15 protein-coding genes are annotated in these 22884 nt (G+C 67.2%); 8 read left to right on the top strand and 7 right to left on the bottom strand.

The genetic code is table 11. The features are described 5' to 3' along the window. Positions 1-109: 109 nt before the first annotated feature. From HR086_RS18885 to HR086_RS18875, 3 genes are all read right to left on the bottom strand, one after another. Complete coding sequence (locus HR086_RS18885) at positions 110-2542, bottom strand: aminotransferase class V-fold PLP-dependent enzyme (RefSeq protein WP_174466310.1); 2433 nt, start codon at positions 2540-2542, stop codon at positions 110-112. A gap of 243 nt (positions 2543-2785) precedes the next feature. Next, a complete protein-coding gene (locus HR086_RS18880) occupies positions 2786-3049 on the bottom strand; it encodes a hypothetical protein (protein ID WP_174466309.1) in 264 nt (87 codons plus the stop codon). 56 nt (positions 3050-3105) lie between these two features. Further along, a complete protein-coding gene (locus tag HR086_RS18875; protein WP_174466308.1) occupies positions 3106-4071 on the bottom strand; it encodes a hypothetical protein in 966 nt (321 codons plus the stop codon). A 470-nt stretch (positions 4072-4541) separates the two neighbouring features. Here HR086_RS18875 and HR086_RS18870 point away from each other — a divergent pair, with 470 nt between their 5' ends. The 6 genes from HR086_RS18870 to HR086_RS18845 all read left to right on the top strand — a co-directional run bounded on the left by HR086_RS18870 (position 4542) and on the right by HR086_RS18845 (position 16541). After that, complete coding sequence (locus HR086_RS18870) at positions 4542-7550, top strand: hypothetical protein (RefSeq protein WP_174466307.1); 3009 nt, start codon at positions 4542-4544, stop codon at positions 7548-7550. 88 nt (positions 7551-7638) lie between these two features. Continuing rightward, positions 7639-9618, top strand: coding sequence for a hypothetical protein (locus HR086_RS18865; protein WP_174466306.1), 1980 nt, complete (start codon positions 7639-7641; stop codon positions 9616-9618). Positions 9619-9761: 143 nt separating this feature from the next. After that, the gene (locus tag HR086_RS18860) at positions 9762-10376 is read left to right on the top strand and encodes a hypothetical protein (protein WP_141644985.1); all 615 of its coding nucleotides are present in this window, start codon (positions 9762-9764) and stop codon (positions 10374-10376) included. 251 nt (positions 10377-10627) lie between these two features. Beyond that, the gene (locus tag HR086_RS18855; protein ID WP_174466305.1) at positions 10628-12886 is read left to right on the top strand and encodes a hypothetical protein; all 2259 of its coding nucleotides are present in this window, start codon (positions 10628-10630) and stop codon (positions 12884-12886) included. Positions 12887-13275: 389 nt separating this feature from the next. Continuing rightward, positions 13276-14166 carry an EamA family transporter gene (locus HR086_RS18850; RefSeq protein WP_174455780.1) on the top strand — a complete coding sequence of 297 codons (891 nt, stop codon included), beginning with the start codon at positions 13276-13278 and terminating at the stop codon, positions 14164-14166. A gap of 95 nt (positions 14167-14261) precedes the next feature. Then, complete coding sequence (locus tag HR086_RS18845) at positions 14262-16541, top strand: carboxypeptidase-like regulatory domain-containing protein (RefSeq protein ID WP_174466304.1); 2280 nt, start codon at positions 14262-14264, stop codon at positions 16539-16541. Between the two features lie 61 nt (positions 16542-16602). On the opposite strand, the gene HR086_RS18840 is transcribed toward HR086_RS18845, so the two are convergent. From HR086_RS18840 to HR086_RS18830, 3 genes are all read right to left on the bottom strand, one after another. Further along, complete coding sequence (locus HR086_RS18840; RefSeq protein WP_174466303.1) at positions 16603-17496, bottom strand: hypothetical protein; 894 nt, start codon at positions 17494-17496, stop codon at positions 16603-16605. Between the two features lie 52 nt (positions 17497-17548). Continuing rightward, positions 17549-19042 (bottom strand): matrixin family metalloprotease, encoded by a 1494-nt coding sequence (locus HR086_RS18835; RefSeq protein WP_174455777.1) that lies wholly within the window; start codon positions 19040-19042, stop codon positions 17549-17551. Between the two features lie 281 nt (positions 19043-19323). Beyond that, entirely contained in the window at positions 19324-19800 is a 477-nt protein-coding gene (locus HR086_RS18830; protein WP_174455776.1) for a hypothetical protein, read from the bottom strand. A gap of 309 nt (positions 19801-20109) precedes the next feature. Here HR086_RS18830 and HR086_RS18825 point away from each other — a divergent pair, with 309 nt between their 5' ends. Next, positions 20110-21222, top strand: coding sequence for a sensor histidine kinase (locus HR086_RS18825; RefSeq protein WP_254614717.1), 1113 nt, complete (start codon positions 20110-20112; stop codon positions 21220-21222). Beyond that, entirely contained in the window at positions 21219-22028 is an 810-nt protein-coding gene (locus HR086_RS18820) for a LytTR family DNA-binding domain-containing protein (RefSeq protein WP_254614718.1), read from the top strand. Before HR086_RS18825 ends, HR086_RS18820 begins: the two co-directional genes overlap by 4 nt. 50 nt (positions 22029-22078) lie before the next feature. On the opposite strand, the gene HR086_RS18815 is transcribed toward HR086_RS18820, so the two are convergent. After that, positions 22079-22507: a hypothetical protein gene (locus HR086_RS18815; RefSeq protein ID WP_174466302.1), complete on the bottom strand. Its 429-nt coding sequence runs from the start codon at positions 22505-22507 to the stop codon at positions 22079-22081. Positions 22508-22884: the final 377 nt, after the last annotated feature.

The following is a 22884-nucleotide window of genomic DNA, read 5'->3' as shown; positions in this document are numbered from 1 at the left end:
CGCGCTGACAGGCCGGTTGCTGCTCGAGGTCGGCCGCTCCCAGGGCGTGGCGGCGTATGGCCACCCCTGGCGGGCCCGTTCGACGGTTGCTATGGGGATGCTCTTCTGCTCACGAAGCGGCGGCCAGATGGTCTTCCAGCCGCGAGGTCTCGGTGTTCATCAAGGACTTCGCGAACAGATAGAAACGATAGGCGTCGCGGAAGTTCGAGCCGAGGCCGAACGAAACGCGAACGGCTCCGCAGAGCCCCTTGGTGAGGACCTCCTCATCAAAGGTCTTGCAGTCGAGGATCTTCCGCTTCTTGTCGAGTTCGCAGTGTTCCGAGCCCGCGGTCGAGTAGGTGGCGTGCTGTACCGCGCCCAGGTTGCAGAAACAGCCATTGCGCAGGGTGATGCCAAAGGACTCGGCGGCTCTCTTGACCTGGGCGTGCGGGAAGACCGCGTTGTAGCAGTCGAACACGTTCATCATGACCGTCGCGCCCTTGTCTTCCGGCGCGGGGCCATAGACTCGACAGAGGGGGCCCTTGGCCTTGATCTCATGCCGCAGTGACTGCAACTGCGTTTCGAGCCATCGAGCCAGCGCGTTCGCTCGACCGCCGATGTGGTCGACCCCGAGTCTGGAGATGAATTCGAAGCCATAGGCGATGGCATGGAAGGATGCGTAGTTGGGCGTACCGATTTCGAACTGCCGCCCCTGGTCATGGTGCAACATCCTGTCCGTGGTAGACCACGGCCCGGAGTAGTAACACACCGCTCCACCGGCGAAGGACGGCGGGGTCAGCTTGCGCAAGGAGTCTCTCTTCGCGATGAGACAGCCTGCCCCGGTCGGATAGCCAAATATCTTGTAGAGGGAGACCGGGACGAAGTCGGGTTGATAGGTCTCGAAATCGAACGCCGACAGGGGGACGAACGCCGCCGCGTCACACAGGACCATCGCTCCGCGCTCTTGAGCGCGCTTGATCCATTTCAGGTCATGCTTCGCGCCCGTGGCGTTGGACTGCGCGGGGAACGCGAAAAGGTGGGCGTGGTTCCTGTCGAGCTTCTCGAGCATTCGCTCCAGCGAACTCTCGAGGAGCAGCAGTTCCTTGTTCAGGGGGACGTACTTGACAGACGCGCCCTTGGACCTGGCGAATTCCCGGATGCCGTGGATGGAGGTGTGGTTGTCCTTGGCGAGCAGGAGCTCCGAGCCGCTCTCGAAAGGGAACGACTCCGCGACCAGCCTGATGGCGCCGCTGGCGTTCGGAGTGAAGATGATCTCGTACTCCTCCGGCGAGCAGCGGAAGAACCGATAGATCTCCGAACGGGCCTTCTCGTGGGCCTCCTCGGTGGCCTTCGAGCCGGTGTGGGGATTGCCGAGGATTGTATTCTTCAGGACCTGGTAGTCATGCTCGATGAGGCTCTCTGGAGCGATGCCACCGCCCACATGATCCAGATAGGTCACCCGTTGTGCATCCAGGCGAGAGAACTCCTCGCGTCTCAGGGCTTCCACTTCGTCGTCGGGATACTCCGGATGCTCGGCCAGGAAGGCTGACTTCATTGCCTGGTATCGGCGCAGGGCAGGTGCATCGGAAAACGGAAGCAACCGATCATCTCGACTCTCGACGAGTTCCGGCGCCATCGTACGGAACGCGCTGAGTTCACCGAAGTCGGGCAGGGCGCTGACAGCAACGGTCTGCTTGCTGGCCTCGTCAACCGCACCGCGCAGGAGCCAGGCATTGACCGCATAGTTCTGGCTGGGAACATGCGCACGAAGCTCTCCGAGAATCGTATCGAGATACGCCTCACGGGTGGGGGTGTCGCATTGGTTGAACTCCTCCAGCAAGACGCAGGTATTGAAGAGGAATTCTCTCGTGTCCTGCTCGTCCAGATGGAAGGTCAGGGGGCACGACGTCACGACCTCCGCGACGCCCCTGGCGAGCCCCTCCATGGAGAACGCGCTCGTGATAGCCGAATGATCGCTCAGGCTGAGCGCTCCATCCAGGATGGCCGAGGGAGCGCCAAAGAGCTTCTGCGTCTGCTCCAGCGTCAGGCCAAACAGCTCATTGTAATGGAAGACCGTGCCGTAGATCTTCCCTCCCGGACGAAGGACTCGCTTGAACTCCCGCGCGACCTTGCTCTTGTCGGGTGGGAACATCAGGCCAAAGCCACAGACGATGATGTCGAAGCTGTCGTTGCTGAAAGGCAGGTCCGCCATGTCGACGTCGGCATGGAACTCGACGTCCCGATTGAGGTCGTCGCCCACCACCGTCTTGCACACCTCGATGGCGATCTTGGAGAGGTCCGTTGCAACCAGTTTCAGGTTCAGCGGCCTGGCCAGCTCTTCGTAGAGATGCGTCGTGATTCGGCCCGTCCCACAAGCGACCTCGAGGATGCTCGTGACGGGAGCTTCCGGCCGGATGTCCTTGCGGATTTCACGGACGAGGAGCTCGCCGTAGGGCTTGAAGAGCTTGGGCCCCAAGACGCGTTCATAGAACTCCATGAAAGTGCTCAGGGTCCATTTGCGGTCCGACACCGTCTTGCAGGACTGCTTCGCCGTGCTGTTCATTCGAGAGCCTTCAGTGGGCAGGGGTGTGCGCGCTGAGACTCTATCTCATGACTTTTTCGCGGTAACCGGCAGTCTCTCGGAGCCAGTATCCGGTCTGTGTCGGCCGTGGAGGAGTGAGGGTGATAACGGGGACTTGGAGACCGTCAGGGCAGAGGTGACGCAGCAAGACCAGTCAGATTGGCAGACTGCGTCGGCGGACTGCGTCAGCGGACCGGGCGCAAGACGCCGTGGCGACGATGCGCCTTACTCCGCTTCCATGAACACGTACTCATACTGCGCATCGCGGAGCACCAGCGACTTCTTGCTGTCCTTGTTCGCGACGACGAACTCATAGCCGTCCTCACCCGGCGAGCTGCTTACGAGCGTGACCGTGCCGTCATCACCGCGCCGCGAAGCGACCTCGCTCTTCCAGTCGCCAAAGTCGAACCAGGTGGCCGCGCCCCTGCGTACCACCTGGATGTCGCCCAACTCCACGCTGCGATAGCGCGCGGCGAGTGCGCTGACCACCGTGGGGTCGGCTGGAGCGGTCAGGCCCCTTCGATTCGCGGCGCTCAGCGCGCGGGTCAGGGGGCCTGGATGAAGCCGGCCGGTGGCCCCATGAACGCGTTGCCAACACGGATGTTGTCAATCAAGACGTAGCTGTTCGCGGTGATGGCATTGTTGGGGCGGTCACCGAAGTAAGCCAGGATGCGGCTGTAGTCGAGTGGCTGCGCAACGACATTCAGGTTGCCGCAGTTCCAGCCCTCGGTGGTGACCCCACCATCGCAGAAGCCGATGCGGTGTTGGAGGCGCCCGTCTCGAGACCAGATGTAGAGCGTGTTGAGCCCTCCGATGACGACCTCGAACTCCACATAGAGCCATTGCCCCAGGAACTGCTCCATCTGGAAGGAGTGCCTGGTCGTCGGAGTGGAGGGGGCCCAATGTGAACTGAATTCGTCGGCGCAGATTCCGGCGGCGTTGTTGCACGCGCGAAAGCCGCGGTAGGCGTACTGGCCGGACGCCGTTTCGAGGGCCCCCTCGGTCACCATCGGGCGGATGTTCCTGCCGCCGTTGGAGACGTCGTCGTAGACCAGAACGTGCTTGTGGCCCGCGCCGCGCATCGTCGCCGGCCAATCGAGACCGTAATAAACCATGTAGCCGACGTTCGCGCGCAGGCCGTTCTGGTGGTTGAGCAGGATTCCGGTATCACCTTGGGCCACATAGCCTGGCCGCACGTCGAAGCGGGCACAGCCCCCGCTGTAACAGTTCACGGTCGTGTGGGTGCGCCTGAGAATCTGCGCGCGGGGATTGAGACTCTCCTCGAAGATGAGGTCCGTGTAGTTGTCGACGTCGAACTTCTCGACGAAGCCAAACGGCATCTCGGTGTTTGGTGTGCGCTGGGGCGCCGCGGCCAGGTCCCAGTTCGTCAGGGGAGGCACCACGCCTTGCCCGCCGGCCATGGCTGGTGTCAGCGAAGCCGCCATGACCACAGACAGGGCGGTCATCGCGAGAGCGGGCTTGATGAAGCGTCGATGGAAAGGAGAGTCCATGGGTTGCTCCTGGTCCAACGGAGGTTCCCGGCCCTGTCCTAGGGTCGGGTTTAATCGTGTAACTCAAGATTAAGCTGCCTTGTCGTGAAGTGTCAAAGACGGGTCGCAGGCGTGGAAGGGGGCCCTTGTGGGTCCATCGAACCGCTGTGTCAGGCCTGACGTCTGCCTGGACGCGCTCGTGGGGGACTGTAGGCGCCGGGTCGTGGATGACAGTGCGTCCCGGGTGCGGCCCCACCGAGGGTGGGAATTGACATCCATGTCTTGAGTCGAGAGTTTGTCTGGTTGAAAAATTGAAAGACTTTTATTGAGTGATAAGAGCATCGCCGCTGGAACTCGCGTCGCGAGCCTCCCGGTGAAGTGTCTGCCTGTCCGTCGCGGGCAGGGTCCCCTCTCTTCACATCTCCCTCTCTATGCACACTCAAGCATCCTTCCGGGTGCTGTCTCCACTCTGGAGACAGACCCTGGTCGTCGTGTCTGTCGTTCTCTCCCTGGTGGGCTGCCAGCGTGAAGACAGCCTTCCAGCTCCCTCCGCCGAGGATGGCTCGGCGCGCTTCGCCATCTCAGTGCAACAAGCCGTGACAGCGGAGGACGTCCAGCGTGTCGAGGTCATCCTGGATGCCGCCGACATCCCCGCGACGACTGTCCAGTTGGTGGAGGACACCACGGTGTGGACGGGGCTGATGAGCGTCATTCGCGCCGGCTCCGAGCGGCGCTTCCGGGCCTCCGCCTATGACGCCCAGGACAAGCTCATCTTCCGGGGCGAGGCCACGGGGGTTACCATCACCGCCAACCAGACGGTGCAGGTGAACATCCTGCTCCAGCAGGTGGACCCGTCGCCCGAGTTCTCCAACGCGGGCCCCATCATCACCTCACTCGTCGTGTCGCGCTCCTCGGTGGAGGTGGGCGGCTTCGTCGACCTCCTGGCGACGGCGCGGGATCCCAACCCTGGTGACGTCCTCTCGTACGCGTGGACCGCCACTGCGGGCACCTTCGACAACGCGGCCAGCCGGCGGGCCCGGTGGACGGCGCCCGCGACGGAAGGGATTGTCACGCTGACGCTCACCGTCTCCGACCAGTTGGGTGCATCCACCTCTGTCAGCTTCGTCATCCAGGTGGATGGGACGGGCGTGGGCACCGCGGAGGTCATCGTCCGATTCAACGCCTGGCCAGAGGTGGTCTCACTGACGGGCGCCCCCACGCAGGTCGTCCCCGGGCAGGCCATCGTCGTCAGCGCCCAGGGAACGGACAATGACGATTCCGCCACGTCGCTCGCGTATTCGTGGAGCGCGTCGTGCGAGGGCACCTGGACCGATGCCGGCTCACGCAATGCTCGCTTCACGCCCACGTCGGTGCCGGCGAATGCCACGTGCGACAACTGCCAGTTGACGGTGCGGGTGTCGGATGGCAGGGGCGGCGAGGGCTTCGGTCGGCTCGGAGTCTGCGTCGGCCCGCCAGTGGCCCCCAATGTCGCGCCCCGGATTACCAGCGCCTTCCAGACCTCGCGCAACGCGTCGGCCGGCAGCGTGCTTCGCTTCAGCGTTCGTGCCGTGGACCCCGAGGGCTCCGCGCTGACCTTCGCCTGGGAGACGAACACGGGCGCGCTCGGTGCTCCGACCAGCGGCGGTGACGCCAGTGAGGTCCTCTGGACGGCGCCCGCCTGCGTGGACGCGCAGGTGGCTCCGGTGGTGACGGTGCGCGTCGCCGACGCGGAGGGGTTGGAGACGCTCCAGTCCTTCCCGTTGACGTGGCGCGGGCTCGCGTGCCCCACGGCCATGGTGTTCCGCACCCAGCCCACCGACGTCCTGGCGACCGCGCCCATCTCCCCCGACATCCAGGTCGAGCTGCTCGACAGCCTGGGTCGCAACGTCCCGGTGTCGTCCGGTGTGGTGACGCTGTCCATCGGTGACAACCCGGGCGGAGGCGTCCTTTCGGGCACCGCGTCGGCCACGCTGGTGGCGGGCGTCGCGACCTTCACGGGGCTCTCCATTGACGCGTCGGACGTGGGCTACACGCTGGTGGCCTCCTCGGCGGGACTTCCGTCGGTGAGCAGCGTGGCCTTCACGGTGCATCCCCTCGTCATCCAGGGCAGCCGGCTGGATGACCACCTCACCACGGGCAATGTCCTGGTGCAGCGGAGCCTCGACCTGAGCGCGACGACCATCTCCGCCCTCGTGGAACGGCAGGATGGTGGCTTCGCCACGTACCCGGGGACGGGCACGGCGGCGGGGACGTTCTCCATCTCCGGCGTGCCGCGCGGCGCGTACTACCTGCGCATCGGCTCGGACTACATCGTGACGTCGTCGCGCTCACTGGACCTGGGCACGTCGGTCCAGGGGCGCCCGGACGCGGTGGTGCCAGCCAACACGACGTACCTCGCCGTCGACCTCCAGGGGCTCGCGACCTGGCAGGCCGAGGACTACCTGGAGGTCTTCTCCGCGAGCGTGGGGCTGTGGGGGCAGGGCGTGCAGTTGCTCCATCAGGCCGGCACCGCGCCCACCGCTGGCGCCGTCCGCTGGACGCAGACGCTGCGCTACCGAGGCATCCCGGGCTCGCGGCTGCTGGAGTCGGCGCGGGGTGACAGCCTGACGTTCCACCAGCTCTCCACCAAGACTCCGGGCGGCACCGAGGCGGGCGAGACGCTCACCTACAGCGCGGCCACCCGGGCCTTCACCACCACGGCCACCGTCGCGAACGCCACCACCACCTCCGTGGCGGGGACGATGGCGGCGCTGCCCCAGGACCAGGGCCTCCTCGTCGACTGGCGTGCCACCACCTTCGAGGGCTTGCGGACGGCGGTCCATCCCGCGGCCCAGGTGGATTCGCACGCGCTCTACGTGTCCGCCTTCCCGGATGGGACGCGTGGCACCTACGCGGCCGCGCCGGACCTGATGACGTTCTACCCGCCGGTGGGGGGAGGGGACCGGGCGCTGTCCTTCTCCTACGGCAATCCCTTCCCGGGCTTCGCGCAGGCGGGGCAGGTGAGCACGGAGTTCACCGTGGCCTTCGCACTGCCGCTGCCGGGCGGAGGCACGGCGGAGCCGATGTACTTCCGTCCTTCCGTGACGTACGCGGACGCGCTGCCGGCCTTCGGCTCCGCGCCGCTGACTCCGCGCCTGAGTCCCGTGCGGACGCCGACCCTCAACGGGCAGGATGCGTTCGGCACCCTGTCCGGCGTGGGGCTCACGCCCCGGCTCGCGTGGAGCGCGCCCTCGGTGGGCGACGCCACGCACTACCGGGTCCGCATCTTCGAAATCTACGTGGACAGCGAGGGCAGCACCGTCCAGGGCCCCCAGGCAGGCCGGCTCTACACGAGCGCGACGCAGCTCACGGTGCCTCCGGGCGTCCTGGAGGCAGGGAAGCGGTACTTCGCCCTCGTCGAGGCGCGCTCGAGCGGCAACCTGGACTTCCAGAACCGTCCCTTCCGCTCCGCGTGGCCCGAGGCCAGCGCGATGCTCGTGACGGGTGTCTTCGCGCCCTGAGCCTGTCCCGCGTTCCCCCGCGAGGCCGGATGTCGGCGCCTCGCGGGTGGACCGCATCCTTTCTTCCTCCTTTCCCTTGCGAGCCCCCATGCGTCCTCAGTCCTCAGGCAGCGTGTTGCTCAGAACCGCCGTGGTGTGTGTGTTCTCCTTCTTCCTGGCGCGGTGCGCCTCCGACCCGCCGGACGAGGCCTGCGATGCGGGCTGTCAGGCGGGCGAGGTCTGCCAGGATGGCAGTTGCATCGACGAAGCCTGTCAGGGCGTCTCCTGTCCCGAGGGCCAGGCCTGCGCGGATGGCGCGTGTGTCGACGTCGTGCCGACCGGAACGGTGGAGGCCCTCGCGGGGCCGAAGCGTGACAACGGCGAGATGTGCATCTCCGGCATGGATTGCCTCAGTGGCCTGTGTGCCGACGGCGTCTGCTGCAACAAGGCCTGCGGTGGCGCGTGTGATGTCTGCGACCTGCCGGGGTTGGAGGGTGTGTGCACCGTGCGCTCCGCTGGTGCGGCGTGTGATGACGGCAATGCCTGCACCCTCGCGGAGACGTGCAACGGACAGAGCGCCAGTGGCTGCGTGGGAACCGCGCTGACCTGCAACAGCCCGCCGAGCCCGTGCCATGTGTCCGCGGGCACATGCTCGGGGGGAACGTGCTCCTACTCGCTCCGGCCGGTGGGCGCGGCGTGTCCGGAGGATGGCAACCCGTGTACGGCGGACGCGTGTGATGCCGTCGGCGCGTGTCTGCACCCTCCTGTGGCGGCGGGCACGTCCTGCGGCGCGGGGAGCGTGTGCGGCGGAGCGGCGCAGTGTGTGGCCGGCTGCTGGATTGATGGCGCGCTCCATGCGCCCGGTGCCACGAACCCCGCGGGAGCCTGCCAGGTGTGCGAGCCGGGCCTGTCCTCGACGGAGTGGAGCTTCAAGTCGGCGGGGACGCTGTGCCGGGGCGCGGCGGGCGTCTGCGACGCGGCGGAGACCTGCACGGGCAGCAGCGCGCAGTGCCCGGGCGACGACGCGGTGGCCAACGGCACCACCTGCGGCACCGCGCAGAGCGGTGGCTGGAGCGCGTGCGGCGGCTTCTCCGGGGAGTGTGGCGAGTCCGGCTCGCGCTCGCGCGACGTGACGACCTACGCCTGCTCCAGCGGGCAGTGCCAGGCATCGACGGCGACCCAGAGCGAGGGCTGTGCACGGACCACGAGCGGGAACTCCTGTGGCCCTGGCAGCGGCACCGGGAGCTGGGGCGCTTGTGGGGGCTTCTCCGGTACCTGCGGGGAGAGTGGGAGCCAGTCCCGGAGCGTGACGAACTACGCGTGCTCGAGCGGGAGCTGCCAGGGCTCCTCGTCCACCGAGTCCCGGGGCTGCTCCCGTGACACGGATGGCCTCTCGTGCGGTTCGGGAGGCGCGGGCGGCTGGAGCAGTTGCTCCTTCAGCAGCACCTGCGCCCAATCAGGGACACAGCAGCGCACCGTCTCCAGCCAGGTCTGCTCGGGCGGGGCATGCGGCAGTGACTCCTACGTGGAGTCGCGGTCCTGCGGCCGTGTCACCGAGGGGAGCTGGTGTGGCCCCGAGTACAGCAGCTACGTCTGGAGCGACTGCGCGGGCTTCAGCGACGTGTGTGACAGCGGAGGGACGCAGTCGATGCAGTTCATGCGTGAGAAGTGCCAGTCCGAGCAGTGCTCGCCCACGTACTACTCCAACAGCCGGACCTGCAGCCGGAGCACCAATGGCACGTCCTGCGGAGGCTCGAGTGTCGGCGGTTGGAGCGAGTGCGCGGGGTTCGACAACGACTGCGATCCGACTGGCACGCAGTCGCGCTCCGTCGCGAGCGCCGTCTGCTCCAATGACTCCTGCCAGTCGGCGAACACCACCGAGACGCAGTCCTGCTGGCGGAACACTCCGGCGTTCCATCACCTCTGCAATGGGGTGTGCATCAACATCTACAACGACAACATGAACTGCGGTGGTTGTGGCGTGCAGTGCGACGTGCCCACCTACCAGTGCGCGGGGCTCTCCTGCGAGCGGGTGTGCGGCGACGTGTGGTGCCTCAGCTCCCAGCCGCTTCCCCCGAAGCCGATGTGAACGATGGGCGTGGGCACCCTTCGCATGGAGGGAGGGGTGCCCCGTTCCAAGGGCAGGTGGGGTGCGTTCACCATTGCCCTCCGCGCCGCGCTCTACGACGCTGGCCACCGAGCGGCCCGAGCGGGGCCCGCACGGAGGCCTCGATGACACGCGGTGGTTGGGTGGCGCTGATGTTGTGCTGCGGTGCGGTCTCGGTGGAGGCCGCCGAACCGGAGGTCGCCGACTGTGACTTCCGGTGGGAGTGCCAGGTCGGAGCGCACGTGTTCTCGGTGGCCTTCGACTCCGCCTCGGGCGAGTGCACCGAGGACGACATGACGGCCGTCGTGGAGACCTCGGGAGGGAAGACCGGGCTGCCGCTGGAGAAGGCCTGGTACGGCTCCATCGCGAACGTCGCGGATGGGAAGTCCGTCTGCCGGCTGGCTGGAGCGAAAGGGTCCGTCGGCGGTGGCGTCTCCGCCTTCGCGGTGGATGACCGCCGCGCGCTGGTGTTCTTCACCCGCGACGACCGTCCCGGGTACGAATGGGTGGGCGTGGCGCTCATCGACGCGGCGACGGGGAAGGTGCTCGACGTGAAGCAGCGACTCGGTCAGTCGAAGGAGCGCGTTGTCGCCATCCTGAAGACGCCGCGTGGCTTCAAGCTCCAGTTGATTCGGGAGCACCTGAAGGGCGTGCAGTGCGACTGCTCCGCCGCCTTCGCGGACGACTGGATGGCCGTCGACGTGGTCAACGGCCGGATCCACGCGCGCTGGATGCGATGAGGCACGGGCCCGCGGCGGGGTGAGGGCGTCCTCGCGGCCAGGGGGCAGGTCGGTCGCAAGGGCTTCGGAGAACGAGCGCGGCGGACGTGCGAGCCGGATGCAGGCCCGGCTCCCTGAGCCACCCAGGCCGCGCTCAAAGTGGTTCAGCCGGTTCGCAACGACCAGTCCTCGCGGCTTCCTCCGTAGTGAGAGTGGGTGACGCTCACTTGATTCGTCCGTCCTTGCTGCGTCCCTCCTGAGGAAGTGGTCCCATGTCTCGAAACAGACGTCTCGGCGGCAGCGTGCTGCTGGCCGCCGCATTGTTCTCCACCCCGGGCCTCGCTGATGATGAGGTGACGAACGTGCTCGCCTTGGACCGGTATCCGGTCCCCGCGGTCCGGGAGAGCAAATACCGCAATCGCATCGCCACGGAGCTGGGAGGTGGCGGCTGGCAGACCTTCGTGGGGGACCTGCACAATCACCCCCGCGGCCATGACGCCATGGATGGCGGGTCGCTCAGCTTCACGCCCCAGATCATCCGAAGCGAGGTGCTGCTGTCCGCCTTCCGCCACGGCTATGACTTCTTCGGCACCAGCAACCACACCACGTCGTGGAAGTCCTACGACGACGATGACCCCATCTCCCAGCTGAGCCCCGTGCTGGATGCGAACGGGCAATCCGAGCTGCTCGTCCTCAGGGGCAGGGAGTCTCATGTGGGCCCGGATGATGGGACGGGCTCAAGCCATGACCACCACTTCAACAGCTTCAACCGCAATCTGCATGTCAACTCCTCCAACATCGGGAACATGCACGACGAGATCGTCGACAACTACTCGGCGGACCCGCTGCTGAGCACCCACATCCAGCTGAACCATCCGAACGACGACGTGTATTTCACGCTCCCCACGGCGCCGGACCGACGCCAGAAGGTGAGAGATGCCGTCGAACTCGCCGAGTACAACGGGCTCCCCAAGTACTTCGAGCTGCTGCGGCGCGGCTTCCGAGTCGCCCCCGTCTCCAACACCGACGCGCACTCCACCACCCGCGAGCAGTTGGGGGGCGCTTTCATGGAACAGCACCCGAACGGCACCTGGGTGCGCCGCTACATCGACGAGCCCGGGGTGCCCCGCGAGAAGACCCATGGCCACGACACGGCCCAGGGCCGCGCCGGTGTCGTCCTGCCTCCCGGCACGCCGTTCAACTACGACAACTTCCTCATCGCGCTGCGCAACCGCTCGGTGTTCCGCACGGCCCTGCCGCCTGCCTCCGGCTTCTTCATGGTCAACGGCCGTCCCATGGGCTCCGAGTTCGCGCTCAGCCCCACCGAGCGGCGGCTCGACTTCACCGTGTGGGGGACGACCAAGGATGGCACCGGTGGCGGCAACAACTGGACGACGCTCCAGGTCTGGAGCCCCTTCCAGCCCAACGCACCCATCAAGGAAATCCCGTACACCGACATCGGACTCATCGACCTGAAGGAGGTCTTCTCGCTGACGCCCTACGAGTCCATCTACGTCGTCACGCTCAGGCAGCAATGGGAGAACGCCGAAGTCGTGATGGCGCCCATCTGGGTCACCAACCCCGTCAGCAAGCCCGTCCTCTCCTTGCCGGATTCAGTGGTCACCCGGTCATCCCAGTACCCGTACTTCACCGTCAGCGGCGGAGGTGACACGCTGCTCCTCCAGCGCTCGACGCCCCAGGCTCCCCAGACCTGGCAGACGGTTGGGACCATCACCAGCAATCACATCTATTATCCCATCGACCACCACATCCAGCCGCGCGTCTCCCACTGGCGCGTGGTGGACGCCTACCAGCAGACCGTGGTCTCCAATACGACGACGCTGACCGTCACGGATTTGATTGATGTGACCGCCTCCTCGGGGACCTCCCTGACCCTGGATGGCGATGACATCCACGTCCACTGGTCCCACCCGGCGCCGCAGCTCGTCGACTACTACCTGTCGCAGGACAGCGGCCTGACGTGGACCAAGGTTGGAGAGGAGAGCGCTGCCTTCACGGATCGGCACTGGACCTTCGACACGGCGGGACTGGGCGGCTCGACGCTGATGCTGAAGGTCGTGAACCGGCTCGACGTGAGCTACCAGGGCTTCTCCGGCCCCGTCACCGTCTCCAATCAGATTCGAGTGGGCGCTGGCAACGCCACCGTCAATCCCATGGCGGCCTACACCGTCGCGGACAGGAACAAGAGTTCGTGCTGGTGGAGCAGCAATGGGAACTCGCAGTCGGTGTACGTCTACATGGAGCGCGAGTACCTCATCAAGCGGATGGAGATCGACTTCGGGCAGTGGAACCCCACGGGCTGGGCGATGGCTGTCGGCCTGAACGGGAGCACCTGGAGCACGAGTGACAGTGGGTCCATGTCCTATGGCCCCAACCAGACGGTCGTCGCGGACTACAGCCAGCGTCCCGGCGGAGGGCTGATTGCGAAACACGTGCGGCTCTACGTGTCCGGCACGTTCCCTGGAGTGAGCAGCTACTCCCAGGTGTGTGAGATCCGCCTCTACCACTAGCAGGCGGGCAGGGGAGGGCGCGCGACGGGAGCGTGCCCTCCTGTGCCGCCGAGGCTCGCGGGGCCGGGCAATTCCCACCCGCGACAGTCCGGGCGCGGTAGGATGGGGTTCGCCGTGGTCGGGCGTAAGGAGCGATACCGTGCCCAAGGGTCAAGAGAAGGCGAAGAAGGACAACAAGCCGAAGCTGTCGACGAAGGAGAAGCAGAAGAAGAAGAAGGAGAAGGCCGACAAGAAGAAGTAACCCGGACGGCTTTCCAGAATCGCGCGCGCGCCTGGCTGCACCCGCTGCAAGCGGACGGGTGGCGCGCGATTCTGGAGCACCGGCGGCTTCGACTCCGCCGGAGGTGAGCGATGACCTGCCCTGGTGCGCTTGTGCGACAGTGCGCGGCATGTCTCGACTCCGTGGGCTGACCAGCCCCCGCACCAGCGCCGTGCTCCTGTTGCTGGTCGCGATGAGCTGCATCCAGGTGGGGGCCTCGCTCGCCAAGCGGTTGATTCCCGTCGTCGGCGCACAAGGGACGACGGCGCTCCGGCTCGTGTTCGCCAGCCTGATTCTGCTGGCCATCTGGCGTCCCTGGCGCAAGCGCCTCACCCGCGCGGAGCTGCGCTCCGTCCTCGTGTATGGCGCCTCGCTCGGGGTGATGAACCTGACCTTCTACCTGGCGCTGGAGCGGATCCCCCTGGGCATCGCCGTCGCCATCGAGTTCACCGGGCCCCTCGCGGTGGCGCTCCTGTCGACTCGGAAGGCCGTCGATTTCATCTGGGCGCTGTTGGCCGTGGCGGGCGTGGTGATGATCCTGCCACTGGCGGGGACCGGGAAGGCGCTCGACTGGGTGGGGGTCGGCTGGGCGCTGGTGGCGGGCACGTGCTGGGCGCTCTACATCGTGTTCGGCCAGAAGGCGGGCGCCTCCGTGCACGGCGGGACGGCCGCGTCACTGGGCATGCTCACCGCGGCCCTGCTCGTCGTTCCCTTTGGCGTGGCGCAGGCGGGCACCTCGTTGCTGGACGTGTCGCTGCTGCCCGCGGTGCTGGGCATCGCCGTGCTGTCGAGCGCGCTGCCCTATTCACTGGAGATGATGGCGCTCAAGGAGCTGCCCACGCGGACCTTTGGCATCCTGATGAGTCTGGAGCCCGCGCTCGGGGCGCTCGCGGGGCTGCTGTTCCTGGACGAGCGGCTCTCGTGGGTGCAGGCCCTGGCCGTCGGCTTCATCGTCCTGGCGTCGGTGGGCAGTGCCCTCTCGTCGAAGCGGACCCCGTCGACGCCGGAAGCGGTGGCCTGAAGGTCAGTGCCTGGGGGCGGGGTGGATGGGCAGACACCGCGCCCGTGCACGAGAGGGCGTTGGATGCTGCTAGCGTGACGTCGACGGGAGGCCTCATGAAAAGCACGTCCGTGGTGGCAATCGCCCTGGGTGTCGTCGTGCTGGGATTCGCCGTGACGCGGTTCTCCCTCGGCACCCCTGAGACCCCGATGGCCGCGCCCACGGTTGACGAGGCTTCCGCCCAGCAGTCGCTGGGTGGGGCGCCCGACGCCGGGCGGACCGGGGCCCAGGCGGGGGAGGTGCCTGCCGAGGGCACGACGCCGGACTCCCAGCGCGCGCCAGCCGTCCTCATGGAGGGACTGGTCACCGACGTGGACGGGCATCCCCTGGCGGAGGCCACCGTGGCGGCCATGACGCCGCCTCGGCTGAGCAAGGACAAGGCGCGTCCTTCCGGTGAGGTGCAAGCCAAGGGGGAGGTCCAAAGGTTCGGAGACTACGAGTCCACGAGGTTCGAAACGCGGACCGACGCGGCGGGGCGCTTCGTGCTCGAGCTGCCCGAAGCGGGCCCCTATATCCTCGTCGCCTACGGGGAGGACTTCGTCGTCACGCGCCTGGAGCGTGTGGAGGCTCCGGTCCAGGACCTTCGACTGGTGCTGCACGCCGGTGGGCACGTGGAGGGCACCGTGGTGAGCGCCCGGGGTGAGCCGCTCCCGGAGGTGGCGCTCACCCTGTTCGCCGAGGGAAAGAAGGACCGAACCACCGAGTGCGTGAGCGACGAAGAAGGACGCTTCGTCATGCGCATCGTGGAGCCGGGTCGCTACACGCTTCGGGCGGTCTTCAACACGGGGGCGCCTCATCGCGCCTCGCGCTTCGTCGAGGTGCGCCCCAAGGAACAGTCGACGGTGGTCTTCCGGATGGACACCGGAAAGTCGGTATCCGGTGTCGTCGTGGACGAGGCGGGCATGCCCCTGGCTGGCGCTCAGGTGAAGGCCCACTCGCAGCGGGAGAACCATGCCCAGTTGAATGAGCAGGAGCACGGCATCCGACTGGAGGACGCATCCTCGCTCACGGACGAGGCGGGCCGGTTCACCGTCCATCACCTGCTGCGAGGCGACAGCAACCTGACCGTCGAGAAGCCGGGCTACGTGTTGCGCGTGGCGACGCGCGGGGAGGATGACGCCTTCGACCCGCTCCCCGAGCACCAGGTCGCCGCGGGCTCGACGAACGTGAGGCTGGTGCTGCGCTATCTGGGGAGCATCCGCGGAAAGCTCCGGCGCTCGGACGGCGCGCCCATTGATCGCTTCACCGTCAATGAAGAGTCCTTTCAGAGCGAGGACGGCGCCTTCCGGCTCCCCATCCAGCAACCCGGTGTGACGTGGCTGACGCTCGAGGCCCCGGGGCACACGCGCATCATCCGCGAGGTCCGGGTGGAGCGCGGCCAGGACGTGGACCTGGGCACGCTGGTCGTCGAAGCGGGGCGGTGGGTGCGCGGGCGCGTCGTGGACGCGATGACCTCCGCCCCCGTCGAGAACGCCCAGGTGGTCGTCCGGCGCTCACCGTCCTCCCAGGTCGATGAGTCCTCGTCGGCGCAGGCTCCCGAGCTGGCGAGCGCGAAGACGGACCCCTCGGGCGCCTTCGAGTTCGGGCCGATGGAGGCGGGGCCCCTGGCCATGGAAGTCTCCCACTCCGGCTACCTGCCGCTTCAACAGTCGGTGGGTTCGGGCGAGGAGACGCTGGAGGTGGTGCTCTCGCAGGGCGCGCGGTTGGAGGGCACCGTGAAGGACCGCGAGGGACAGCCCGCGAAGGTGACACTGCGGCTGAGCGCCCTGGGGGGCCAGAAGCTCCATCGCTCCGGCATCGTGGACGTCAGCGAAGGGTCCTTCTCCATAGGAGGGCTGGAGCCCGGGGAGTACGTCATCTCCCTCAGTTCCAGGTACGACTTCATGGGGAACCCCTGGTCGGAGACCCAGTCGGGCCGGTACGTCCCGCGCCGGGTGACGCTGGCCCCCAACGAGCGGAGAGTGCTCCAACTTCAGGAGCGCGAAGGCCACTCCACGCTGCGGCTGCGTGTGCCCCGTGTCACGGGCACTCCCCCCGAGGATGTCGCCCTCCACCAGGCGGTGCTCGTCCCGGGGACGTTGTCGCCGATCCGCAGCTACGGTCGCGTGGAACGAATCAAGCTCGAGATGGGGGTGCTCGGCCCGGCGGGAGTGCCCTCCCCGGAGGTCGTGTACGACGCGCTCCCCTCGGGCCGCTACACGTTCCTGCTCGTGGGGAGCAACGTCAAGGGTGGCCCCTACCTGCTGCACGCCGAGGAGCTGGTGGTCCCCGAGGTGGGTGTCCTGACGAAGGACCTCCAGCCCGTCTGGAAGCCCATCGAACACATCATCCTGTGAGCACCGCGACCCGGCCATCGCCACGGGCAGGCCGGGTCGCGGGCGCGTTGGACGTGCGACGTCAGAACGTCTTGTCGAGCAGGGCCGCGCAGTCGGACGGCTGGGCGCCATCCTTGATGTGGAGCGCCACGGGTCCCGAGGCCGGTCCGGGTTCCCAGGCCAGCCTCACGAAGCAGCGCTCACCCACGTTCACGACGTGGACCCGTGTCGCCACCGCGCCTTCCGGGAGCGCGTCGAACACCACCGTGCCCGCCTCGTCGGGAGCGGGCGTGGTCAGCGAGGCGGGCCAGTCCGCGCGTCCGTAGAGCCGGCCCGGCACCGCGCCCTGGGGAACGGAGTCCAGCGAGGTGCGCTCCGTGCGAGGAACCGAGAGCTGGGTGGACGCGACGAAGCGCTTGAGCGTGTCGAGCAGCGCGGAGGGAGTCGCTCCCGGGAGCACCTCGTGCTGGACCGAGGCTGCGTCCAGGTCGACATGTCCATGGTCGCCCCGGAGGAGGACGAAGGCCCCCGCGACGTCGGGTGAGCGCCGCAGGAAGAACAACTGCCGGTGTCCATCCAGCGTGCCCAGGTGGGCGCGCCCCGCCGACGCGTCCATGCCCGCCGCTGGAACCGCCACGACCACGCGAGTCGCGGAGCCCGGGAGCCGCTCCGCGTTCCGATACAGCTCCGCGTCCACCTCCAGCTCCAGCTTCTGGAAGTAGCGAGGCCTCTTGCTGCCCTGGACCTTGCGGTGCGTGTCCACCTGTCGGGTGACGCGGCCCGTGACGATGAGGTCGGACTGGGCCACGTAGCCTTCGGGCCCCAGCGTGTACCGCGCGTAATCGTCGTGGACATGTCCCCGGCCCGCCGGACCCAGCGCGGGGGTTGGTATCAGCGCCCTCCCCACACCCACGGCTCCCAGGCCCACGACCGCACCGACGACAACCATCATTCCCTGCTTGAAGAAGGACTTCATGACAATGTGTCTCCAGGAGTCTGGTGTTGCGGGGTCTCGCGAAGGTCCAGGCTCAAGGAGCCGCCGTCACCAGCTTCGCGCTGGAGATGCTGCCGCCAACGAACGTCTTGCGCTCGATGGGGAAGTTGGAGTCCGTGCACGTGCCGCTGGCGCAGTCCCGGATGTACATGTACGCGTCGCGGGTGTTGTTGGTGGAGGCGTGGATGATTTCCAGGCGGTTGCCATTCACGATCTGCACGTCCGAGGCGACGTTGAGCGTCCAGCCCGCCGTGACGTGCGTCCCCAGGTACATGAAGGTGCCGGCCGCGGTGATGTAGCCCTCGGCGATGCGCAGTTGGTGCTCGCCGTTCGAGGCTGGGAAGGTGAGGAAGCAGCGGTTGGCACCGGCGGGCGCCCAGTAGCCGCAATCAATCCCGACCGACGTGTCGGTCCATTCGCCGTTGATCTGGGTGGGGGTGGTCCAGGTGCCGGCGCTGGTCGACGTGGAGACCCGGAGCTTTCCCGTCCCCATCTCGATGAAGGCCATCACCAGCCGACCTGACGCCGCGTCATACGCGAGGCTCGGGCGCCGATGGGACGTCATCGTCGTGAGCTGGGGGCTTCCTCCCCAGAAACATCCGGCCAGGCTGCCGTAGACGCCCCGGTAGACGTAGATGGCTCCGGTGTCATTGGACGAGCGGAACGCCGCCGCGAAGCCCCCGCCTGGATTCTCGGAGACGGCCACGCCGTCGAAGGCATAGTCCGTCGAAGTGCAGGTCGGTCCCACGGTGCCACTGGGGTCGATACCGACGTACGAGATGCGGCTGGTGTAGTCCTGGTTCGAGTCGTTCTCGAAGGTCACGAGCGACCACCCGTCTGTCTGCGTCGCCACGCCCACGCTTCCGGAGGTCGTTCCCACCTGCGTCCAGCCGCCGCCCGTCCGGGCGCGGACCCTGACGGGATAGTCCGCGATGTATTGGGCGTGCTGTCCGCCCAGCTTGTCGTCCTCGCGAGGGAAGCGCTTCGGATAGGCCCCGAAGGCGTAGTTCCCCTGGTGCATGACGGCTTCAGGCGAACTCGTGGAGGGATGGGTCAACCCGAGGCAGTGCCCGAACTCATGCGTGAAGATGGACTGGAGGTCGAAGGTCTGGGTCCCGTTGTCCGAGTACGCGCTCGCGACGCCGGTGTTCATGTAGATGTCGATGGAGCAGTTGTCGGAGAGGAAGATGTAGGACGACCGTCCGAGACAGCTGTTCCCCGAGCAATCACCGTCGCAGCACGTCTTGGCTTCAATCTCGAGGTCCGACGCGTTGGGCGTCGTGTCGTGGAATTCGATGTTCGTGTTGAACCGGACCCCTGAGTTCTGCCAGGACTGAAGGGCAGAACGCGCGATGGTCATGATGCTGGCATTGTTCAGTCCGAAGTGGGTCTGGAATGGGCCGGTGATGACATCGATGACGTAGGGGTTGTCTCCCCATCTGACCGCGGTGTTGAGCGAATACGCCCCCACCGTGGCGGCAGGCAGGAAGCCCATCAAGAAGGTCGCGAGCAAGCCAGGTCGTTTCATCGTTCCTCGATGCAAGTGCACTGCAAGAGGAATACGTCGCGGCGACACGGGGCTGGTCGTCCAGCGCATGCTCCGAGCCGTCACCGCGAGGCGTGGCCTGGGCATTCCCCGAATGCCGCCCGTGAAAAACGTCCCAGGTTCCAGACCAGGAAAAAGCTCCAGCGGCTGGACTGGCTGGATGTCACGTTCCCTGGGGCCCCACGCGGAAGTCGCGTGGGGCCCCACTCGTTTCCCCACCGGATGTCGTCAGGCGCGAAAGACGGGCCCGACGCGCGCCGACCTCAGGGCGTGCAGATCTCCCCCGTCACGCGGGTGACAATCCTGTTGCCGTTGTCGAGCAGGAGACCGCTCACGAAGAGGTAGCCCGTCGCGCCGGCGAACTTCCCTGTTCCCTCGAGGATTTCGTGATGCGCCGTCACGTAGCCGGCGTTCGTGACGCCCGTCTCACGGGCGACGAGGGTCCCCTTTTCGAGCGTGTAGTGGAAGAAGCCGGCGTAGCTGAGCCACCCCGGAGCGGTGGTCAGCGCGAGACGCGCCTCCTGCGCCTTGAAGTGGGTGACACCGCGCAGGCCATGGTTCCCGTCCACTTCTCCGAGGAAGCATCGGGTCGCTCCGTTGAGGCACCCTTCCGTGGCCGGGTGTTCGATCAAATCCGCATGCACCTTGTGGCAGTGCTCCGCCCAGACGGCGGGCGCGAATGCGACGACGCTCACCGCGACCATCGACGAAACCACCTTCACGACTCCTGCGTAGCTCATGGGGACTCTCTCCAGTCGTTGAATGCTCACTGCTGCCTCGGCACGCCCCGGATGAGGGTGCGCCCCGGAAGATGCCTTCCGTGCGCGACAGGCACCTCGGCTTTGCTGTGAGCTGGCGGAAAGGTGAGGCGAAGCGGCCTGACGTGGGGCCGAGCCGGAGGCCACGCCTGCCGCGCGTGGGCGACATGTCCTGTCACGGCCTTCGTGTGCGAGGACCGATGCTCACCGCCGTGTGAGGCATCTTTCAGGGGAGGAATGCAGATGCACTAGGGTTGCGCCGCCTGCTTCAGTTCGCGTGTCGGGGCTCCCATGACGATGTCATTCCCTGCTGTCGCGGTTTCCCGCTGGCGTGCGATGGCGCTGACGGGTGGTGTGTGGACGCTCGTGGGCTGTGTGGCGGTGGCAGGGGGCGTTGGTGGCGCCCTCTCCACGGGCCGGCCCTTGCCGAGCACCTTCTTCTTTCTCAGCAACATCCTGGGAATGTGGCTGTGGGCGCTCTACACGCCGCTCATCTTTCGTTTGTGCGAGCGCTACCCGCTCGACGGTCCGCGATGGCGCCGAGGCGTGGGCGTGCATGTGGCGCTGTTCCTGGTCCTGTGGGGGCTCGAGTTCGTCGTCGGCTGGGTGTTGGAGAGATTCGTCGAGCACCCGCAGCGCCCGCTGTTGCAGTACTTCTTCGGCGCGCTGGCCTACTGCTTCTTCTGTTACCTGGGCGTGCTCGCCGTGGGCCACGCGTTGCGCTTCCACCGGCTCTATCTGGAGCGCACGGTGCGGGCCTCCGAGCTGGAATCGCAGCTCCTGCGCTCCCAGTTGTTGGCCTTGCAGATGCAATTGCGCCCCCACTTCCTCTTCAATGCGCTGCACACCGTGTCCGGGCTCGTGCGGAACGACGACAAGGCAGGGGCGCTCCGGGTGGTCGCGAGTCTGGCGGACCTGCTGCGGGCGGTGTTGCGGAGCGATGCGAATCAGCAGGTTCCCCTTCAACAGGAGGTCGACCTGGTCGAGCGCTACCTCGGAATTGAACAGGTGCGCTTCCAGGACCGGCTTCGCACCGACTTCCATGTGGACCCGGAGGTGCTCGGGGCGCTCGTTCCTCAGTTGTTGCTCCAGCCGCTCGTGGAGAACGCCGTGCGCCATGGCACGTGCGCACGAGAGGGTGAGGGGAGGGTGTCGGTCCACATCCGCCGTGAGGCGGAGATGTTGTGCCTCTCGGTACGGGACTCTGGGGCGGGAGATGCTCCCGAGGGTGCGAGGCAGGACCGCCCGTCCGCCGAGTCCGGAGGCGTGGGCCTTGCCAATACCCGCGCGCGCCTGCGCCATCTGTACGGAGCGCGGCACAGGTTGTTGCTCAGTCGAACCCCGGATGGCGGAACGCTGGCCGAGGTGGCCATCCCCTTCCTGGTGCAGGAGGCGGCTCGATGAGCGCGCTCATGCAGCGCGAGCGCCTCCGCACGCTCGTGGTGGATGATGAGCCCCTGGCCCGCCAGAGCCTCCGCTCGCTGCTCGCGGGCGACGCGGGCATGGAGGTGGTGGGAGAGTGCGCGACGGGCCGCGAGGCAATCAAGGTGCTCCGGCAGGGGCCCGTGGATGTGCTCTTCCTGGACATCCAGATGCCAGGTGCGGACGGGTTCGAGGTGTTGCGGGCCGTGGGGCCGGGCGCCGCGGGGGCCGTGGTGTTCGTCACGGCCTTCGACACCTATGCGCTCCAGGCCTTCGACGTCGGGGCGGTCCACTACCTGCTCAAGCCCTTCGACGACGCGCGGTTCGCCAGTGTCCTCGCCCGTGCGAAGGAGCGCGTTCGGGGACTCCGGGTGCAGGGCATGGCGCGCCAGCTCGGTGAGCTGTACTCGGCCGAGGAGCCTGTTCCCGCCGCGCGTCCTGTCGCATCACCGACCTATCTCGAGCGACTCGCGGTGAAGGAGGCGGGGAGGGTGCTGCTGGTTCCCGTCGAGCAGATCGACTGGGTCGAGGCGGAAGACTGTTATGTCCAGGTGCACGTGGGCAGTCGTTCGCACCTGCTGCGTCAGTCGCTGCGTGAGCTGGAAGCGCAACTCGACCCGCGCCGCTTCCTGCGCATCCATCGCTCGACGCTCGTCAATCTGGAGCGGGTCCGGGAGCTTCAGCCGCTCTTCCATGGCGAGTACTGGGTGCAACTGCATGATGGTCGCCGCCTCAAGCTGAGCCGCAGCTTTCGGGACCGGCTCGACCAGGTGCTCTCGGGACGGTGACGAGAGCGGTTCGTCCACTTGCTGGCGCCGCGCCACACGTCGTCACGTGCTCACCGCGCCTCAAGTCGCCCATGCGCACCGCGCTGGAACAGCCAGGCGGACCCGAGGAACATCGCGATGAAGCCGGCGTTGAGCGTCAGGAGTTCGACAGGAGGGCTCCATGGCATCCCCCAGCCGGCGAGCACAGCGACTCCGGCGATGACCGCCTGCGTGAAGGCCATCGCGACCAGCGTGCGGGCCATGCCGGCCGCGCGCAGGCGCACGACGAAGGCGCCAGCAAGGCCGACGAGCAGCACCCCTCCGTAGACCAGGTTGGTGCGGTCGCCGTCCGCTCCGATGATGCCGACGCCGAGGCTCAACCAGATCAGGATGAGCGAGGCGAAGAGCGCGAGGCCAAGGGCGGCCCTATAGGCGGTGCTGGGGGGCGCGGTTCGCATGGACGTGTCTCCGTTGTCGATGACCGAAAGGGTCAGCCCCAAGGTGGCACGCTCCCGCGAGGCCCACCGCCTCGTCAGGCCGAGCGGTCGAAATCCAGCCGCCAGGGGTCGCGGGGCGGCCCGCCGTGCCGCTGGGGCCTGGCGCTCGCGTCCGCACAAGCCCCCCGAGAGTGATGCGCGCGAATACCCAGCGGGGGCAGCACGCCCGCCCCACCTGGGAAGGCGCGTCGCCAGGGGAGCGCCTTGACACGGCCACGTCCCCGCCAGGAGGGCAATTGCGCTGTCGCGCCAGTCGCCTCTTTCCGGTCGCACGCCGGTGGGCGCACGCCGTGCAATCGACCGCTCCCGCCGTGGTTCATCCACGCAAGGGGGGAAGATGCATCCGGGGGGGAGACAGGAGCGAGGGAGCGGGGAGGCGG

It is taken from the genome of Myxococcus sp. CA039A (assembly GCF_013336645.1).
Taxonomy (GTDB): Bacteria; Myxococcota; Myxococcia; order Myxococcales; family Myxococcaceae; genus Myxococcus; species Myxococcus llanfairpwllgwyngyllgogerychwyrndrobwllllantysiliogogogochensis.
Note: the sequence above shows the minus strand (reverse complement) of the source record. Positions and strands in the feature narration are given on the sequence as shown.